This is a genomic window from Kribbella sp. NPDC000426, from assembly GCF_040300265.1.
In the GTDB taxonomy this organism is placed as follows: domain Bacteria; phylum Actinomycetota; class Actinomycetes; order Propionibacteriales; family Kribbellaceae; genus Kribbella.
This window is the reverse complement of record NZ_JBEPDK010000003.1, coordinates 493,831-509,114: the sequence shown is the minus strand read 5'-3', so window position 1 is coordinate 509,114 and position 15,284 is coordinate 493,831. Positions and strand designations below refer to the sequence as shown.

Sequence of the window (15,284 nt, the reverse complement as noted above, 5' to 3'; positions counted from 1 at the left end):
TCTTGCCGATTTTCACGACTCGGCGGTGGGGGCACGAACCAAACGCCACGACTCGGCGATGGGGGCGGGGACCAAACGCCACGACTCGGCGGGTTAGGCGGCGAGGCCGGGGTGGCGGCGGGCGTGGAGGTCCTCGGAGATGCGGGCGATGACCGTGCCGGGGGTCTGGAGGAGGTCGTGCGCCGTGATGACGCGGACCAGCCAGCCTTCGCGTTCGAGGTTCTCGCGACGTCGGATGTCCTGCCGCCACTGGCGAGCGTCCTTGTGGTGGTGCTTCCCGTCGTACTCGATCGCGATCTGGAGATCCGGCTCCGGGTAGCTCAGGTCGGGCGTCGCCAGCCAGCCGCCGGCTGAGTCGTAGATGACGTGGCCGACGCGGGGCTCGGGGAGTCCGGCGAGGATGAGGAGCAGTCGCAGCCGGGACTCCATCGGCGAGTCCACTCCGCTCCGGACCAATGCCGCTGCCTGCCGGGCGAGCCGGATGCCGCGGACGCCGGTGGTCGCCGATGCGATCTCGACCAAGCGCTCCGGCTCCGCGGCAGTACGTCGTACAAGCGCGTCTCCGGCGGAGACCAGCTCAGTCAGGTCGCAGTACGCCGCTAGGTCGAGGAAGGTGCGGGTGGGCGAGGTCAGCTGCAGCCCGTCCCGCAGCTCGCCTTCGAGGCGTTGTACTTCGTGAACGCGCAGGCCGCTCACCCGCGGGAGGGCCCGGTGCGGATCGCGCTGCACGGTCACGTGTACGACGCCGTCGGGGCGGGCATTGGCGGTCCACAGGCTCAACGCGGTGTGGTGGCTCACGACCGCACCGGGCGTCAGCAACAACGCGGCCTCAGCCTGCAACCGGGGCGTGATCACAACCGGCGCAGCGACGTACACGGATCCAAGCACGCGCCGGTAACGCACCCCGCGCAGCACGCCGCGGGACATCCCCGCGGCGCGCGCGTCCGCCGCCGTGAACAACACCCGGCCATTCTCCAAACTTTCCCCGACCAGGCGACGCCGCCTATCCACAGGCCTCGCCGAGTCGTGGCGAATGGTTCCGACCCCCAACCTCGAGTCGTGGATCGAGGCAGATTTTTCTAACCGAATTCCACGACTCGACGAACGGCCGCGGACCGGACCGGGCCGGAGCCGGGGCCGGGTTTAGTTCTTGGGGTCGTGGAGGTTGGGGCGTTGGGTGGGGGTGGTGATGTCTACGTCGATGGGGTGGAGTTGGGTGGGGGCGGTGATCTTGCCCGAGGTGACGGGGACGTTGAGTTTGCTGCCGGTCAGGTCGATGTCGATGGTGGCGCCGGTGTCGTTGGGGCTGGTCCACTCGGTGTCGGAGAGGGTCACCGCGAGGCCCAGGACGCGGCCCTTGGGGATGATCTGATCCTGGGCGCGGAGGGGGACGTTGACCGTGGTCCATTTGCCGGGCGTCAGCGGGGTCGGGTTCGACAGGGACTTGCTGTGGGCGGCGTCGATCCAGCCGCGGCTGACGATGCCGTGGTCGCTCTGGGTGGTGAGCTTGTCGACGGTGAAGTAGCAGCTGTCGTCGTAGTCGGTGCTCGAACCCTCGCAGGTGCTGTCGTCGGTGGTACGGATCCCGGAGTACCGCTCGCCGTCGCCGTACTCGATCAGGCGGGCGGTGATCGGCGTCGTCGCGGAGTCGGACTTCACCCGGAGCGTGACCGACGGAGTACCGCTGATCCGCATCGGGGCGGCCAACGGCGCGGACAGGAACATCTGCCGGCCCGCGATCACCTCGGTCGGATCCGCGACGATGTCGTCCTCGGTCAGGTCGGGGTCGTCGGTGATCATCAGCGAACCCTTGCCCGCGGCACCTAGCTTGCCGACCGACAGCGGCACCGACGTCGGCCGGTTCACGGCCGGCCAGGTCTTGTAGTTGCGCCAGACATCGGGTGTCGTCTCGATCGAGACGGCCGGCTCCTTCATCACGCCGTTCTGCAGGCCCTGCAGCCAGTAGTCGAACCACTTGTGCAGCTCGTCGACCCACTGGTCCCGGCGGAACTCGAACGGGTCGACGTGGTCCTCGAGCCCGAGCCACAGCTTGCGCGGCACGTTGTTGCGCGACAGTGCCGACCACCACTGCGAGAAGTGGTTGGTCTGCACGTTGTAGTCGCTGAGCCCGTGCGTCATGAAGACCGAGGCCTTCACCTTCGACGCGTCCTTGGTGTAGTCGCGCTCGGACCAGAACGCCGTGTAGTTGCCGGTGTCATCGTCATCGTTGTCACCGAGATCACCGCGTACGTCGTCGCACGCGGGGCTGTCGTGTCCGACGTACCCGCCCAGCCAGGGCATGTAGTCGTCCGAGTACGGAACGCCGCCGGAGCGGGTGTAGTCGTACCACGACGAGATCGCCGAGATCGGCACGATCGTCTTCAGGCCCTTCACGCCGGTCGCGGCGACGCCGTTCGCGAGCGTTCCGTCGTAGGACTTGCCGATCATCCCGACCGCGCCGGTGGTCCAGGTCGCCTTCACCGCTTGCCCGTCGGCATCGTGCGCGGTGTTGCGTCCGTTCAGCCAGTCGATCACGTCGACCACGGACTGGATCTCGTCGCGGCCGCCGACGTCGCCGCAGCCGGTCGACCGTCCGGTGCCGAGGATGTCGACGCCGACCATCGCGTACCCGCGCGGGACGAAGTAGTTGTCGTAGAACAGCGGCATCTTCTGGATCACGCCGTCGCCGTCGTACGTCTTCTTCTCGTTCTCGTTGCCGCGTCCGCAGCAGGAGTAGTACGGCGAGGCGTCCATGATCACCGGGATCTTCACCCCGGCGAGCGCGGGCTCGGTGGGCCGGACGATGTCGACCGCGATCACGTCGTCCTTGCCGTCGGAGTCGGTGTCCATGGTGGTGTCGACGTACACGGATTCGCGGGTCGCGTTCGCGTAGTCGTAGACCGGTTGCGTGCTCTTGGTGCGCGCGTCGACATGCTGCGGCACACTGGGTGCTGACGGGGCAGCAGCGGGTCCGTCAGGGATGGGGGCAGCCACGGCGGGACCGGTGACGGTCGCGAGGCTGAGCACGGCGGACGAGACCAGGATCGTCACCCTGGCGCGGACGGTCGTCATGGCTGGGAAGGCTAGTCACTCGCGCGCCGCAACGCCAGGTTCTGCCGAGATTGGCAGCGACCTGCCCGATACTCAGCGTGAGAACGGGCGATTCGATAGGGTGACCGCCACCGCCCCCGGGGGGACGCACGAAAGGGTAGGCCAGTGAATCTGCGAGCACCAGTGACATTGCTGGACGTTGCACAGCGTGCGGGCGTGTCGGTCGCGACCGCCTCCCGCGTGCTGAACGGCGGGGACCGCGTTCCCCGTCCGGAACTGCAGGAGCGGGTCAAGGCCGCCGCCGACGAACTCGGCTACACGCCGAACGCCCAGGCGCAGGCCCTGGCCAAGTCGTCGACGAACGTCGTCGGCATCCTGGTGCACGACATCGAGGATCCGTACTTCGCCGCGATCGCGAACGGCGTGATGCGGGCCGCGGACGAACGCAACCTGCTGGTGATGATGGCCAGCACCTTCCGCGACTCCGACCGCGAGATCGCTTACCTGTCGTCGTTGCGGGCGCAACGAGCGCGCGCCGCGGTGATGATCGGTAGCCGGCGGACCGATGCCGAGAGCCTGTCCCGGACGGCGTCCGAGGTGGAGAGTTTCCTCAACTCCGGCGCGGGTCTCGCACTGGTCAGTCAGTCCGGGATGCCGGCGCACACGGTCGAGCCCGACAACCGCACCGGATCGGCGGAGCTGGCCCGCGAGTTGGTCGCGCTGGGGTGGCGGAAGTTCGCCGTACTGGGTGGTCCGGAGACGCTTGCGACGGCGCGCGATCGGCGGGCCGGATTCGTCGAAGGGCTGGCCGAGGCGGGGTTGCAGCCGGTAGCGATCGAGGCCGGTGACTTCACCCGCGACGGCGGGTACGCCGCGGCCGGGCAACTGCTTGATCGGCACACCGACATGGACTGTGTGTTCGCGGTTAACGACGTGATGGCCGTCGGCGCGATGTCCGCGTTGCGGACGCGGGGTGTCGACGTACCGGGCCGGCTGGGCGTCGCTGGATTCGACGACATCGCCACGCTGCGCGACGTGTGGCCTGGTCTGACGACAGTACGGCTGCCGTTGGAGCAGATGGGTCGGCGCGCGCTCGAGCTCGCGATCGAGGGCGGCGACGTGACGACTGAGACGTTCAAGGCCGAAGTAGTACTGCGGGAAAGCACCGCAAAGGCCTGAAATATGCTCTCGGGGTGACTGTCTCCGAGATCTTCGACCCGTCGGCCTGGAAGCAGGTGGACGGCTTCGAGCTGACCGACATCACCTATCACCGGGCAGTCGACGCCGGCGTGGTGCGGATCGCGTTCAACCGGCCGGAAGTACGCAACGCGTTCCGGCCGCAGACCGTCGACGAGCTGTACCGCGTCCTCGACCACGCCCGGATGTCGCCCGACGTCGGGTGTGTGCTGCTCACCGGCAACGGTCCCTCGCCGAAGGACGGCGGATGGGCGTTCTGCTCGGGCGGCGATCAGCGGATCCGCGGCAAGGACGGTTACAAGTACGCCGAGGGTACGACGGCGGACTCGATCGACCCGGCGCGCGCGGGGCGGCTGCACATTCTCGAAGTACAGCGGCTGATCCGCTTCATGCCGAAGGTCGTGATCTGCGTCGTTCCCGGCTGGGCCGCGGGCGGCGGGCACAGCCTGCACGTGGTCGCGGATCTGACGCTGGCCTCGGCTGAGCACGCGCGGTTCAAGCAGACCGATGCGGACGTGGCGTCGTTCGACGGCGGGTTCGGGTCGGCGTATCTGGCCCGGCAGGTCGGACAGAAGTTCGCGCGGGAGATCTTCTTCCTCGGCGACGAGTACTCCGCCGAGGACGCGTACCGGATGGGCATGGTGAACAAGGCCGTCCCGCACGCCGAGCTCGAGGCGGTCGCGCTCGAGTGGGGCAAGAAGATCTGCGCGAAGTCGCCGACCGCGCAGCGGATGCTCAAGTACGCGTTCAACCAGATCGACGACGGACTGGTCGGCCAGCAGCTGTTCGCCGGCGAGGCGACGCGCCTGGCCTACGGCACCGACGAGGCTGCCGAGGGCCGCGACGCGTTCCTCGAGAAGCGTGACCCTGACTGGTCGCCGTACCCCTACGCTTTCTAGGGTTTGTGCCACTTCTGGTTGGTGCCGCCGGTGCAGCCGCGTAGGGTGAGGCGGCCTCCGTTGCCGGCGGCATCGGCCGTGACGCACTTGCCGGCGCTCGGGTTGACCAGCTCGCTCTGGTTGCTGAGGGCAAACTTCTGGGCCCAGCCGCCGTTGCAGTCGACCAGCTGGACCTGAGTGCCGTCGGCGGTCGACGCCCAGGCGAGGTCCATACACAACCCCATCGAGCGGACCGTGCCGTCGGGCTGGAAGACCCACTCCTGGTTGGCTCCGCGGTTGCAATCCCAAACCTGCAAGGGTGTTCCGTCCTTGCCGATGCCGTTCGACGCGTTCGGTACGTCGATGCAGCGGTCGGATCCGTTGTTCAGCAGGGTTACCGGCGCACTGGCCACGGCCGGCGGTCCCTGGGTGGTCGCCCCGCGCGGTGCAGTGGTCTTGGCCGGTGGCTTCGCGCTGACCGTCGTGGTGGTCGTCGTGCGCGCGGTCGCCGTCGTTGTTGCGGTAGTGGTCGCCGTGGCAGTCGTGGTGACGGTTGCCGTCGGGGGCTTGCCGGCCAGCGGCGGCTTCGCGGTGACCGTGGTCGGCGGCAGCGTGATCGTGACGCCGGGCATCACGACGGTCTTCACGACCTGCTGCGGATCGCCCTTCACCGTCATGGTCTTGGTGACCATTCCAGGTGTTGGAGTGAGCGTGACGGTAGGCGTCACCGTCGGCCGGCTCTGCGGCACGTAGGCGACGTCGGTGGTGGTCGTCGGGCCGTGCGCGCCGCCGGTGATCGCGGTGGCGCCGATCACGATCCCGCCGACCATCGCGGCGACGACGGCGGCGGTCGACCAGGCGCGCCGGTCGGGCATCCGGCAGACCCGGGGCAGGCCTGGGCGACTGGCGAAGGTGTCCGCGAACCGGGTTGAACCGGGGGATCGGCGTGACCGCACGTCAGCTCCTGTGCTCTGGGACGGAAGGGCGGTGAGCGTGTCAGGCCGAGGATCACCCGGCCACCCCGCCGGCGTCAAACGTCGCGCGAAAAGGTGACTCCGATCACTGCATGAGATCAGATTGTTGCTGAGTGTTCATCTATTGGCGTTGTCATGAGAGCGTTCTCAACCTATTTTGAGCCAAGCCAGGTTCTCCGCTTTGTTCCGCCCACGAGGGAGATCCATCATCGACGAGCGAGCCCGCCGGACCACCGTCATGGAGCTCTGTCTGGCAGAACGGGAAAGCCTTCGCCGGTACGTCGGCAGCATCCTCGGCCGCGACAGTCATGCCGCCGAGGACGTGGTCCAGGAGACGTTGCTGCGCGCGTGGCAGCTGGCCGACCGGATCGACTGGCAGGACCGGCCGGTACGGATGTGGCTGTTCCGCGTCGCCCGCAACCTGGTCATCGATCACCACCGCCGGGACGGCCGCGCCGTACCCGTGGGGCTCGGTGCGACCGAGCTCGAGGAGCCGCGGAGCCAGCCCGACCCGGCCGAGCAGGTCATCGATCGCCGGGTGCTGGTCGAGATGATGCAGCGGCTGTCGCCGGCGCATCGCGAGGTGCTGGCCCGGGTCCATCTGCTGGGCCACGCCGGCGAGGAGGTCGCGGCGGTGCTCGGCGTACCGGTCGGGACGGTGAAGTCGCGGGCGCACAATGCCGTCCGGCTGATCCGGGCCGAGCTCGACCGCGCCGATTGGGCCGGAGTGGCGGCATGAACTCGGCGTTCGGGGGCGGCGGTGTGCGCGGGGTGCTGGGGTACATCGGCATCGCGCTGGCCGTCATCATCCTGGTCAATCTCGTGGTTCGCCGGCTCGGCGGCTGGAAGAAGTTGCTCGGCTGGATCAGCCGCCAGATCAGGCAGACCGTGCGAGCGTTCGTCGAACCCGTCGCCGCGCGGCGTCGTTACCGTCGTCGGCTGCGGGTGCTCATCCAGGTTCTGCGCGACAGCGAGGGCTGGGCGGAGGCCGAACGCGCGATCGTCGCAGCTGCCGGTATCAGCCCGGGCATGGCGCCGTACGCCGTCGCGCTGGCGAAGCAGCGGATCGGAGTACTGGTCGCAGGAGCCTCCGACCTGGAGCCGCCACGGCCGTGGAGCGCCGACCCGCAGGATCCGCGGCTGTGGTGGATCAACCGCGCGGATCTACCGGAGAGCGTTTCGGTGCGGGAGATGCCGCTGCTGGTCTGCGTCGGCACGGACACCGGTGGTACGTACGTGATCATGCTCGACCTGCTCTCCGGCCCGCGCACCCTTTCGGTGTACGGCGTGGACCGGACGGCGCGTGCGGTGGTGCAGGCGATGGCTGCGCAACTCGACGTACGACTGCCGGTCGGGGCGATCGAAGTTGCTGAGGGCATCCATCCGCAGCACGACGGGATGCCGCTCGAGGAGGCTGCGCGACGGTTGGGCGCGTGGTTCGTCGTCGGTGCGGGACCGTTGGCGGGACCACTGCCGGCGGGTCGGCGGATGCTCAGTCTCGGCGTCGCTCGCGGCAGCAGTCGGTTGCTGGAGGCAATGCCTGACCAGAGCCTGCGGCTGCTCGGTGCCGCGCCGTGGTTGCGGATCGATCCGTTGCCGTTGGCAAAGGCTGTCGCGCGGTCGATCCGGCGACTGCCGCCGCACGAGTTCGAGAGCGGCGTGCCGTTCAGCCCGGCCGCCGTGAGCGCCGACGACCTGAGCGACCTGGACGTGCCGGCCGGAACGGTCGGCGTCTCCGCGCTGATTGAAGACGAGGGGAAGGCCGCATCGTGGAGCTGAACCTGACCACGGTCGAGTCCCGCTCCGGCGCCCGGGCAGACAAGATCGTACGGGTTCCGCGCGGCCTGTCCGTCGCCGGTTTCGCCGACGGCCTGGGCAAGCCTGGTACGTCGCTGTTCCTCGGTCGCAAGCGCCTCGACCCGAGCGTCCCGCTGTCCCGGTCCGGGGTCCGCGAGGGCCGCGTGATCGGAGTCGGCGGACCGGTCGACGTACCCGATCTGCTGCAGGGCACGCCGGAGGGGCACGCGCCGGTTGTCGTCGAGCTGCATGCCGTGTCCGGTCCGCAGGCCGGGCGGGTGTGGCGGGTCGGGCCGGGTAGCCACGAGATCGGCGCTGATCCGCAGTGCGCGATCAGGCTTGAGGGGGACGGCGTACCCGCTCGTGGTCTGTGGGTCACGGTTGGGGCGAGCGGCGAGGCGTACTGGCACCGGACTGCGGATGTCGGCGGCGAGGTGTTGAGTCGGCGGATCGGTCCGCCGGCGGATGACGCGGCGACCGCGGCAACTCGGTCGCGCGACGAAGAACTGGAGGCCGAGCCCGAGCCGCAGCGGACTGTCGATCCCGGCACGGTGCCGGTCGGCCAGCTGAGCGAGTGGCCGCCGGACGAGGACCTCGTGGTCGGGCCGGTGTTGCTGCGCTGTAGCGGTGAGCTCGAGCCGATGGCGGCGATCCGCGTCGCGGACGACGGGTTCACGCTCGACTACAACCGCCCGCCGCGGCTCGCACCGCACCTGGACGAGGAGAAGCTCCGGCTGCCTCCGCCGCCCGCGCCGCCGTCGAACCGGCCGTTCCCGTGGCCGGTCGTGCTGATGCCGTTGGTGCTCGGGCTCGTCATGGTCGCGCTGTTCAACTCGTACTACTTCCTCGTCTTTACGTTGGTCAGCCCAATGATGATGGGGATGAACTTCTTCTCCAGCCGGAAGACCAACCGGGTCGACCACATCAAGGCCCGGCAGCTGTACTTCGCCCGCAAGGCCGCGCTCGACGAGGAGATCGCCGTCGCGGTCGCGCGTGAGCGGGTGATCCGCAATCTGACGGCGCCGGACCCGGTCCGGATCGCGCAGCTCGCGACCCGGCCGGGCAGCCGGCTGTGGGAACGCCGCCGGCACGACCCGGACTACCTGCTGCTGCGGGTCGGGACCGCGGACCAGGCGTCGTTGAAGGAGCTCGACGACCAGGGCCGGGAGGAGAACCACCGGACGATCCGGTGGACGATCCCGGACGCGCCGATCGCCGTACCGCTGCGTGGGCATGGCGTACTCGGTATCGCCGGACCGGCTTCGACGGTGCGCGGGCTGGCGCGCTGGCTGACGGTGCAGGCCGCCGTACTGCATTCGCCGCAGTCGCTGCGGATCGTCGTACTGGCTGATGCGGACACGGTTGAGGACTGGGACTGGGTGCGGTGGTTGCCGCAATTGCGGCCGGACAAGGCTCCGGCGGCGGTGCTGATCGCGAACGACGAGGCGACGACGGCGGCGCGGATCGGCGAGCTGGTGTCGCAGGTGCAGGGGCGTCATCGGCGGATGGAGGCCTCGAGCGAGCGGCAGCCGATGCTCGAGAACGAGATCATGGTGATCGCGGACGGGTCGCGCCGGCTGCGCGACGTACCCGGGTTCGTGCAGGTGCTCAACGAAGGGCCGGCCGTCGGGGTGTACGCCGTCTGCCTCGATCGTGACGAGCGGCTGCTGCCGCAGGAGTGCAGCGGCGTCGTCCTGGCCGAGGACGAGACGCTCGTCGTACGGCGTCCTGGGATCCCCGACCAGAAGAACGTCCGCGCCGACCTGGTCTCGGCCGAGTGGTGCGAACAGATCGCGCGCTCGCTGGCGCCGGTCCGCGACGTCAGCCCCGATCACGACGCCGGCTTGCCGAAGATGGTGAAGCTGCTCGACGAGCTGGATCTCGAGCCGCCGCTGCCCGACGACATCGTGACCCGCTGGCGACGCCGGCCCGCGAGTACGTCGTTCGTGCTCGGCAGCGACTTCGACGGGAAGTTCACCGTCGATCTGGTTGCCGACGGCCCGCACGGCCTGATCGCCGGTACGACGGGATCGGGTAAGTCGGAGCTCTTGCAGACGATGGTCGCGTCGCTCGCGGTCGCCAACCGGCCGGACGAGCTGACCTTCGTACTGGTCGACTACAAGGGCGGCAGCGCGTTCAAGGAATGTGCGGGGCTGCCGCACACGCTGGGCATGGTCACCGACCTCGACGCGCACCTGGTCGAGCGGGTGCTGGAGTCGCTGGAGGCCGAGCTGCGGCGCCGGGAGCGGATTCTCGCCGCGGCCGACGCCAAGGACCTGCCCGACTATCAGGCCAAGCGGGCTGCGAATCCGGAGCTGGCGCGGTTGCCGCGGCTGTTGCTGGTGATCGACGAGTTCGCCGCGATGGTGCGGGAGATCCCGGACTTCGTGCCGGGCCTGATCGGGATCGCGCAGCGCGGCCGGTCGCTCGGGATCCACCTGATCCTTGCGACGCAGCGACCCGCCGGTGTGGTGACCGGGGACATCCGGGCGAACACGAACCTGCGCATCGCGCTCCGGGTCACCGACCAGGCCGAGAGCCAGGACGTGGTCGACGTGAACGAGGCCGCGTCGATCAGTCCGGGGATTCCGGGGCGGGCGCTCATCCGCCGTAGACCGCGGCTGGCGGACCTGTTCCAGACCGCGTGGGTCGGGGCCGCGCGGACCGACGACGTGGAGGAACCGGCCGGTCCGGCCGATCCAGCCGGGATGTCGGTGACCGATCTGCCGTGGACGGATCTCGGGAAGGCTGTTGACCGGGACTCGGAGCCTGAGCCTTCTGATCAGCCGACGGCGCCTGCGCCAACTGATCTGCAGGCGCTGGTTCAGGCGTTGCGCGCGGCGGCCGCGGAGCTGCCGGACCTCGCCGTACAGCCGCAGCCGTGGAAGCCGGCGCTCGGGGCGCAGATCCTGCTCGACGAGCTGCCCGACACCAGTGCGACGCCGATGTTCGCGCCGTACGCGCTCGAGGATATTCCGGCGCTCCAGCAGCAGCGGGTCGCCGGGCTGGACTTCGAGACGTTCGGCCATCTGTACGTGATCGGGGCGCCGCGGTCGGGGCGGACGCAGACGTTGCGGACGATGGCCGGCTCGGCAGCGAAGTACCTGAGTGTTGCCGATCTGCACATCTATGGCATCGATGCTGCGGGTGGTGGGCTGACTCCGCTGGAGAAGCTGCCGCATTGCGGTGCGATCGTCTCGCGGCACGACATGGAGCGTATGACGCGGCTGCTGCGCAAGCTGAACCAGGAACTCAGCTCGCGGCAGGAGCTGGCGGGCAAACACCACGCGGCTGGGTTGAACGAGCTGCGCAAGGCGCTGCCTAAGAGCCTGCGGCCGGCTCACGTCATTGTGTTGATCGACGGGTGGGACGCGTTGTCTGCGTCTTTGGACGACAGCGATCACAACCACCTGCAGCAGGACGTGATGCGGTTGCTGCGCGAGGGTGCCGGTCTGGGAATCCACGTGATTGCCACGTCCGAGCGGTCGCTGCTGGGTGGGCGGCTGGCGTCGCACAACGATCACAAACTGCTGCTTCGACAGGCCGATCGGACCGACTATCAGGGCGTCGGGTTGCGGACGAAGATCCCGTCGAACGTGGCGCCGGGGCGCGGTTGGCATGTGTTGACCGGGACGGAGACGCAGGTCGCGGTGCTTGCGGCTGGTGGTGGTGCGGAGCAGGTCGATGCGATCACCGCGATCGCTGCCGATGCGGTGAAGCGGGATGCTCGGGTGGCGGCAGAACGGCGGCCGTTCCGGATCGCGGAGTTGCCGTCGGCAATCGAGTTTGCTGGGGCCTATGAGCAGGTCGCGGCTGCGGATCGGCGGCCGCAGTGGGGCCTGATCGGCATCGGCGGGGACGAGGTTGGTGCCATCGGCATCGACCTGGCCGGCGTGGGGTCGTCGTACGTCGTGCTCGGCTCGCCTGGATCGGGGCGAAGCAACGCGTTGTCGTGCCTGGCGGTATCGCTGCTCGCCGGTGGGTCCTCGCTGGTGGTGATCACGCCCCGCGAGTCGCCGCTGCGGATGCTGGCGCGGCACCCGCACGTCATGCTGATGGACCAGTCGGACCCGTCCGAGGACGTACTGCGTGGTGCGCTGGAGCAACTGCCTGCCGGGCCGAAGGTCGTGATGATCGACGATGCGGACCTGGTGATGACGTCGGCCGCCGACAAGTTGCTGAAGGACATCGTGGTCTCGGGGCGCGACCAGGGCCTGGCGCTCGTGTTCGGCGCGACCACGGACGGCTTCCAGTCCGGCATGAGCGGCTGGGCGTCGGCGGCACGGCGGGCCCGCAGCGGATTGTTGCTAGAGGCCCGCTCCTTCAGCGACGGCGAACTCATCGGCGTCCGCCTAGGCGCCAACATAACCCGCTCCACCCCCCGCCAAGGCCGAGCCTGGACCACCGGCCCCGCCTCCCAACCCGTCCCCGTCCAAATCCCCCTCACGGTGCTGAAGCTCCAGCAGTAACGAGAACGACGAACAAGACGAAAGAAGAGGAAGGAAAGAAAGAGAAGAGGAATATAGCGTGGTGGCTGGTTCTGGCGATCAGCTGGAGGTTTGTAGGCGCATACGTCAGCGTGCGGGCACATACGTCGCCGACTGCGACAGGGAGTTAGAGCTACCGGCACCGCCGGGGAAGCCAACGGAGCATTTGCGAGGGTCCCTCGAAGCAATGAGCCAGTGGGCCGGACCGGCAGCACTCAGTAAGCCCCGACCATGGCCGGTGCTGGCCGCAAGCTGAGCATGGGCCGACGAGCCCCGGCGAGGTTGATGAGTGGTGCAGATCCGCCAACCGGTGCCTCGCATGGCTAACTGAAGGGCATTGGAGCTAGCGGCGGCCTAGCACGTCTCGGATCAACGGGCACCCAGTCGGTTCTCGCGATGTGGAAGCCTGGTTGTCGAAGGCCTGTCTGCAGTTGCACTCCGGCTGTCAAACTTTCGGTATGGCCGAGCAGGAGTTGGCTGGCGGGATCGCGAACGCGGGCCGGGTTGTCCGTGTAGGTCCGCACGTTCTTCGACCGTCGAGTCCGCACTCGAGTTCTATCCACGCCTTCCTGCGCGCAGTGAAAGACGCCGGATTCGAAGGTGCCCCGACAGCGGTCGGCATCGACGAGGACGGCCGCGAGCGCCTGGTGTTCATCGAGGGCGACGTACCCGTGGCGCCCTATCCGGAATGGAGCCAGTCCGACACCGCGCTGGCGTCCGTCGCCAGGCTGCTGCGCGGGCTGCACGACGCCGCTCGTAAGTTCGACCCTCAAGGTCTCACCTGGCACGACGGTCTAGCTGACCCCGCGGGAGGGACGCTTGTGTGCCACAACGACGTGGAGCTCTCGAACGTCGTGTTCCGCGACGGCATGGCGGTTGCGCTGCTCGACTTCGAGTTCGCCGCCCCTGGCCGTCCTGTCTACGATCTGGCCCAGCTCGCCCGCCTCTGCGTACCGATCGAGGACGAGTTCGACCAAGATCGGATCGGCTGGCTGTACGCCGACCGGCCGGCGCGGCTAAGACTCATCGCCGACGCCTACGGACTGGACCGGGACGGCCGCGCCGAACTGCTCACCGCCATTGACGACGCCCTCGCTCGCATCGAAGCGGCGGCGCGGCGCAGCATCGAGACGGGCGGCCCGAATGCCATCGCGATGATCAACCAGAGGGGAGGCCTCGAGAAATTCGACCGCCGGCGCCGCTGGTGGACCTCCCACCAGGCCCAATTCGCCGCTGCTCTTCTCTGAGAAGAGAAGAGGTTTGGAGTGGTAGCTCCCTTCGGCGACTGGCGAACACGCTGGTCAGCCCCGGGTTCGTGGCGTCCAACCCCGCCCGCTCGCCGAGTCGTGGCAATTGGTTCCGGGGTCTGTTCGTCGAGTCGTGGAGAGTGGTTCGGGAAATCTGCCGGGATTCACGACTCGGTGTTCGGGGGTGGAGCCGGTTGCCACGACTCGGCGGGGGATGACGCAGGCCGACGGGAGGGCCGTCGGGGCCTGCATCGCACAGCGAAACCTCCGGCTGACCGGCGAAGGCAGCCACCACTCCAAATCTCTTCTTCTGTTTGGGGTTACTTCTTTTGGTTGAGGCTGTCGCTGATGCCTTTGTCGAAGTCTTCGGCGTTCTTCATGATGCTGTTGAACATTTCTTTGAAGTCTTCGATGCCTTTGACGGCGAGGTTGAGGCTGGTGTCGAACTGGTTGTAGGTGTTGCGGATGACCTCGCTGGACTGTTTGAAGACCAGGCCGTCCTCGACCAGGTGGTTGACCTTGTTCCGCAGGTTCACGATCAGCGGGACGATCTGTTCGTGGGCGTTGTGCAGGAGGTTGGCGACCTCGGTGATCTTGCCGTACTCGAGGTTGATGCCGTCGTACGCCATGACTGGGCCTTTCAGTAAGTGATCGGGATGTAGTCGTCGGGCGGGGTATTGCGGTCGATGCTGTCCTGGGTCTCGACCCAGTCGGCCGAGGTTCCGTCGGTGTTGTCCGGGCCGCGGGTGTAGTCGTGCGTCGTACCGTCGCTGTTCGTCGCGTGCTTGGTGCCGCTGCCGTCGCCGTTCAGCGCGATGTCGCTGGTGTCCTTCTTGCCGTCGGCATCGGTGCTCGTGGTGGTCGTCGTACTGCTGCCGTCGTCCTTGAGGTGCGTGTCGTCGTGCACCGTGCTGCCGTCGGGGTACGTCGAGTCCGTGATCAGGTGGTGCTTGTCCTCGGTGTACGTCGTGGTCGACGTGTAGGTCTTCCCGTCGTACGTGACCGTGGTCTCCTCCTTCACCACGTTGCCCTTGTCGTCGAGGGTCAGGTGGGTGTGGATGTTGCCGCGGTCGGTGGTGATCGTCTGGTCCAGCGGCTGCTGGCCGGGATCGGTGGCGCTGCAGAAGTCCGGCTTCTTCTGGCCGGCCGGCACCTTGTCGCACTCGTCCTTATGGGCCTGGTAGTAGTCCCACTGCTCCTTCTGCCGGTTCCAGTTCGACAGCGCGAGGTTGCTGTTGGTCACGTTCATGCCCTGGGCGATCTCGGCGTCGAACTGCAGGAACGCCTCCCCGACCGACCCGAACGAACCGGCCAGTTGCTTCAGGCCCTTCTCGGCCTTGGTCATCGTGCCCTGGGCGTTCGTGTGCAGGTCGGTGATCGCGGTGTCGATCACGCTGCTGCCGAGGATGCTCGAGCTGTCCTGGCCGGCGAGCGTCGCGAACAGGCTGTCGTTCAGCGTCGGCTCGATGTTGTTCGCCAGGTCTTCAAGATTGCGCTTCGCATCGTTCAGCAGGTTGTAGTTCATCTTGAGCTTGTCCGGCACAGGCCCTCCTTCGAACGCGACCGGTTCCACTCCGACCACGCGCGACCCACGGGCCGGGTTCATTTCGATCTGAACCCGGACAGGTGCTGCCGCGTGGTCTGAGTGGAGAC

At 68.1% G+C, this 15,284-nt stretch carries 11 protein-coding genes; 6 read left to right on the top strand and 5 right to left on the bottom strand.

The genetic code is table 11. The features are described 5' to 3' along the window. Positions 1 to 93: 93 nt before the first annotated feature. Positions 94 to 963 (bottom strand): hypothetical protein, encoded by an 870-nt coding sequence (locus ABT313_RS16170; RefSeq protein WP_350853436.1) that lies wholly within the window; start codon positions 961 to 963, stop codon positions 94 to 96. Positions 964 to 1,143: 180 nt separating this feature from the next. Further along, entirely contained in the window at positions 1,144 to 3,072 is a 1,929-nt protein-coding gene (locus tag ABT313_RS16165) for a Xaa-Pro dipeptidyl-peptidase (protein ID WP_350853433.1), read from the bottom strand. Between the two features lie 144 nt (positions 3,073 to 3,216). On the opposite strand from ABT313_RS16165, the gene ABT313_RS16160 reads away from it, so the two are divergent. Beyond that, positions 3,217 to 4,230: a LacI family DNA-binding transcriptional regulator gene (locus ABT313_RS16160; protein ID WP_350853430.1), complete on the top strand. Its 1,014-nt coding sequence runs from the start codon at positions 3,217 to 3,219 to the stop codon at positions 4,228 to 4,230. Positions 4,231 to 4,244: 14 nt separating this feature from the next. Beyond that, positions 4,245 to 5,147: a 1,4-dihydroxy-2-naphthoyl-CoA synthase gene (locus tag ABT313_RS16155; protein WP_350853427.1), complete on the top strand. Its 903-nt coding sequence runs from the start codon at positions 4,245 to 4,247 to the stop codon at positions 5,145 to 5,147. Here ABT313_RS16155 and ABT313_RS16150 read toward each other — a convergent pair. Beyond that, positions 5,144 to 6,001 (bottom strand): ricin-type beta-trefoil lectin domain protein, encoded by an 858-nt coding sequence (locus ABT313_RS16150; protein WP_350853424.1) that lies wholly within the window; start codon positions 5,999 to 6,001, stop codon positions 5,144 to 5,146. The genes ABT313_RS16155 and ABT313_RS16150 overlap by 4 nt on opposite strands. Before the next feature lie 337 nt (positions 6,002 to 6,338). Here ABT313_RS16150 and ABT313_RS16145 point away from each other — a divergent pair, with 337 nt between their 5' ends. The 4 genes from ABT313_RS16145 (at position 6,339) to ABT313_RS16130 (ending at position 13,631) form a co-directional block, all read left to right on the top strand. Continuing rightward, the gene (locus ABT313_RS16145; protein WP_350853421.1) at positions 6,339 to 6,839 is read left to right on the top strand and encodes a sigma-70 family RNA polymerase sigma factor; all 501 of its coding nucleotides are present in this window, start codon (positions 6,339 to 6,341) and stop codon (positions 6,837 to 6,839) included. After that, positions 6,836 to 7,879 (top strand): hypothetical protein, encoded by a 1,044-nt coding sequence (locus ABT313_RS16140; RefSeq protein ID WP_350853418.1) that lies wholly within the window; start codon positions 6,836 to 6,838, stop codon positions 7,877 to 7,879. The genes ABT313_RS16145 and ABT313_RS16140 overlap by 4 nt, the downstream gene beginning before the upstream one ends. Next, on the top strand, positions 7,870 to 12,366 hold the full coding sequence (locus ABT313_RS16135) for an FtsK/SpoIIIE domain-containing protein (protein ID WP_350853415.1): 4,497 nt from the start codon (positions 7,870 to 7,872) through the stop codon (positions 12,364 to 12,366). Before ABT313_RS16140 ends, ABT313_RS16135 begins: the two co-directional genes overlap by 10 nt. Positions 12,367 to 12,842: 476 nt before the next feature. Continuing rightward, positions 12,843 to 13,631 (top strand): phosphotransferase, encoded by a 789-nt coding sequence (locus ABT313_RS16130; RefSeq protein ID WP_350853412.1) that lies wholly within the window; start codon positions 12,843 to 12,845, stop codon positions 13,629 to 13,631. Positions 13,632 to 13,951: 320 nt separating this feature from the next. Here the strand turns inward: ABT313_RS16130 and ABT313_RS16125 are convergent, their stop codons facing one another. Next, on the bottom strand, positions 13,952 to 14,260 hold the full coding sequence (locus tag ABT313_RS16125; protein WP_137255555.1) for a hypothetical protein: 309 nt from the start codon (positions 14,258 to 14,260) through the stop codon (positions 13,952 to 13,954). An 11-nt stretch (positions 14,261 to 14,271) separates the two neighbouring features. Continuing rightward, on the bottom strand, positions 14,272 to 15,174 hold the full coding sequence (locus ABT313_RS16120; protein ID WP_350853408.1) for a hypothetical protein: 903 nt from the start codon (positions 15,172 to 15,174) through the stop codon (positions 14,272 to 14,274). Between the last annotated feature and the right edge of the window lie 110 nt (positions 15,175 to 15,284).

Bases quoted from the DNA above. Each gene is read 5' to 3' on its own strand.
- ABT313_RS16165 (WP_350853433.1), bottom strand. From the start codon at position 3,072: ATGACGACCGTCCGCGCCAGGGTGACGATCCTGGTCTCGTCCGCCGTG.
- ABT313_RS16150 (WP_350853424.1), bottom strand. From the start codon at position 6,001: ATGCCCGACCGGCGCGCCTGGTCGACCGCCGCCGTCGTCGCCGCGATG.
- ABT313_RS16145 (WP_350853421.1), top strand. From the start codon at position 6,339: ATGGAGCTCTGTCTGGCAGAACGGGAAAGCCTTCGCCGGTACGTCGGC.
- ABT313_RS16140 (WP_350853418.1), top strand. From the start codon at position 6,836: ATGAACTCGGCGTTCGGGGGCGGCGGTGTGCGCGGGGTGCTGGGGTAC.
- ABT313_RS16130 (WP_350853412.1), top strand. From the start codon at position 12,843: ATGGCCGAGCAGGAGTTGGCTGGCGGGATCGCGAACGCGGGCCGGGTT.
- ABT313_RS16125 (WP_137255555.1), bottom strand. From the start codon at position 14,260: ATGGCGTACGACGGCATCAACCTCGAGTACGGCAAGATCACCGAGGTC.